Origin of the sequence: uncultured Citricoccus sp., from assembly GCF_937871995.1 — a bacterium.
Classification (GTDB): domain Bacteria; phylum Actinomycetota; class Actinomycetes; order Actinomycetales; family Micrococcaceae; genus Citricoccus.
On sequence record NZ_CALMQR010000126.1, the window covers coordinates 1 to 2,357 of the forward strand.

Annotated in this window: 5 protein-coding genes; all 5 read right to left on the minus strand. The window is 66.9% G+C overall.

Going from position 1 to position 2,357, the window contains the following annotated elements; all coding sequences use genetic code 11:
* Positions 1 to 205: 205 nt before the first annotated feature.
* The 5 genes from Q0283_RS14230 to Q0283_RS14245 all read right to left on the minus strand — a co-directional run bounded on the left by Q0283_RS14230 (position 206) and on the right by Q0283_RS14245 (position 1,967).
* Entirely contained in the window at positions 206 to 439 is a 234-nt protein-coding gene (locus Q0283_RS14230; RefSeq protein ID WP_298045226.1) for an NAD(P)H-hydrate dehydratase, read from the minus strand.
* Complete coding sequence (locus tag Q0283_RS14235) at positions 436 to 936, minus strand: ADP/ATP-dependent (S)-NAD(P)H-hydrate dehydratase (RefSeq protein ID WP_298045228.1); 501 nt, start codon at positions 934 to 936, stop codon at positions 436 to 438. Before Q0283_RS14235 ends, Q0283_RS14230 begins: the two co-directional genes overlap by 4 nt.
* Positions 822 to 1,172 carry an NAD(P)H-hydrate epimerase gene (locus Q0283_RS17660; protein ID WP_366134604.1) on the minus strand — a complete coding sequence of 117 codons (351 nt, stop codon included), beginning with the start codon at positions 1,170 to 1,172 and terminating at the stop codon, positions 822 to 824. The genes Q0283_RS14235 and Q0283_RS17660 overlap by 115 nt, the downstream gene beginning before the upstream one ends.
* Before the next feature lie 119 nt (positions 1,173 to 1,291).
* On the minus strand, positions 1,292 to 1,588 hold the full coding sequence (locus Q0283_RS14240; RefSeq protein ID WP_298045230.1) for an NAD(P)H-hydrate epimerase: 297 nt from the start codon (positions 1,586 to 1,588) through the stop codon (positions 1,292 to 1,294).
* 28 nt (positions 1,589 to 1,616) lie between these two features.
* Entirely contained in the window at positions 1,617 to 1,967 is a 351-nt protein-coding gene (locus Q0283_RS14245; RefSeq protein ID WP_298045232.1) for a holo-ACP synthase, read from the minus strand.
* Between the last annotated feature and the right edge of the window lie 390 nt (positions 1,968 to 2,357).

Here is a 2,357-nt window from a genome sequence, read left to right on the forward strand (position 1 = left end):
GTGTTGCCGGAGTGTTCGGTCAGTTCCAGACAGGTCTCCTGGCCCTGGTCATCGATCAAGCACAGCTCGACCTTCTCGGCGTCCTCGCCCACGGCGATCGCGAAGTTCGTCCCTGCCTCATCAGGCGTGGCTCCCAAGGGATATGGCTCTCCGGCGGCTGTCTCGAGCATGGTTCTCCTCAGTGCATGGATGGAACTGCCTCAGTCTAAGCGGGCTGGGTGTCCGGCATTGACCAGCACTGACCGGACGGCGGCGGCGAGCGCCGACGCCCCGAACCGACGAGTCCGGCCAGGGTGTCGCCGCTGCCGGCCGTCGCCAGTTCCGGGCCCCCTTCGTTCTGCACCACGGTGTGCCCGTCGAGCGCCGCGCAGACGGTGGTCGGCCCCTTGAGGAGCACGACGGCGCCCAGTTCCCTGGCCACTGCGCGTATGGCGGTCACGGGGTCCATTCCCGCCACGGCGGGGAAGGAAAGGAAACGTTCATCTCCGGCGCCAACCTGCCCGCGACGCGGAGCAGCTCGCCGTGGTGTGGCGTCCGCACCACCGGTGCTCCGGCTGCACGGAGCCGGTCCAGATCCAGTTGGGTCACCAGGTTCAACGCCGAGGCGTCCAGGACGAGCGGCAATCCACTCGCAACGCAGGTCTCGACCACCTCGGCCAACCGGGACCGGGCCTCGTCACCGGATCCCAGGCCTGAGCCGGCCACCCATGCCCGGGTCTTGCCCTGGGTATCCGGGCCGACCACCACCTCCGGCAGCGCGGACAGGACATGCTGCCGCACGGACTCCGGCCCGGCGTACTGCACCATCCTCAGCCCCGAGGCTATCGCCGCTGAGCACACCAGCACGACGGCACCAGGGTACCGCTCGGATCCGGCGGCCACACCCAGTACGCCGCGGGAGTATATGTTGTCGTCCCAGGCCGGTGGCGTGAACACCGCGAGCACCTCGTTCCGCTCCGCCGATGACACGTCCGGGCCGGTGAGTGCGGCTTCAGCCCGATGTCCACCAGCTCCACCCGCCCGGCGGCCTGGGCTCCGGCTCCGGCTCCGGCTCCGACGATCAGTCTGGTCTTCAGCGCTCCGAAGGTAACGGTGAGGTCGGCGGGGATCACTCCCCCGGTGACCTGTCCGGTGTCGGCGTCTACACCGGAGGACAGATCGCAAGGGACCACGGTGACTCCAGCGGGCAGCTCAGCGACGACGGGAGCGTTCCAACCACTCTTCGCCCCAGTGCCACGTCAATAACGAGTGTGGTCCTTTCCGGGATGCGTTCGGCGACCCGTCCACCAGCCTATAGCAGGGCGGTCAGTCCCGTCCGGTCCATCCGCTCGCCCATCGGGACCGCTACGGCGTCCACGTCGCGTCGGCGCAGGAAGGTCAGCACCCAGAGCGCGTCCCCGTCGTTGTTGCCGGTGCCCACCAGGGCTGCGGACGTCGCGCCCGCCACTTGGCCTCTCGCGCGCAGTTCCCGGAGGACGTGAGTGGTGAGCCCCCACGCGGCGCGGCGCATCAACGCGTCACTATGACCGGCATCGAGCAGGGGTTTCTCGGCGGCCCGGACCGCAAAGCCGGTGTAGGCGTGGATCATTGCTTTCTCCTCCAGGCCGGTGTCGGATTCAACCCTCGGCAATGACTATGGCTGTGGCCACGTCGCCGTCATGGCTCAGCGACAGGTGCCACGTCGTGACGCCTTTGGCCTCTGCGACCTCTGCGACGGTGCCGGTAGCCACCACACGTGGCGCACCGGTGCTGTCGATATCAATTCTGCAGTGCTGCCAGTTCATCCCGGCCGGGGCGCTGAGGGCCTTGGCCACGGCCTCTTTGGCGGCGAATCGTGCGGCGAGTGAACGAATGTTGCGCTCCCGCTCGGCGGGAGTGAACAGACGGTCACGCAAGGCGGGAGTCCTCGTCAGCTGTTGTTTGAACCGGGATACCTGGACGACGTCCACGCCGATACCAATGATCATCCTGTAATCCTATCGAGCCCCTGCAGATAGGCATCCAGTGCCCTCGGAACGAGCCATCGATGGGCCAAAAACCCGGTCAAACAGTCGCCGTTGTCCGCGGTGGCCGACGCTATTTCGTCCTCGGTCCGCACCGGGATCCGGCTTCCGGGCACGACGTGGTCCGGGTTGAGCGCCGCAAGACCATTACAGCACCGAACACAAACGAAGCCACAGGAGTCGCCGTTAACGCTTGTGACCTCAGATGCTGGTAAGAAAGACAGCGGTGTCAGTGCGCTCGGGCGCGCAGCGGCATCCATCTCTTAGGACGGAAGGCAAGGAACATAAGCGTGAAGATCTCGGTGGTGGGGACGGGGTATCTGGGGGCGACGCATGCGGCGTGCATGGCGGAGC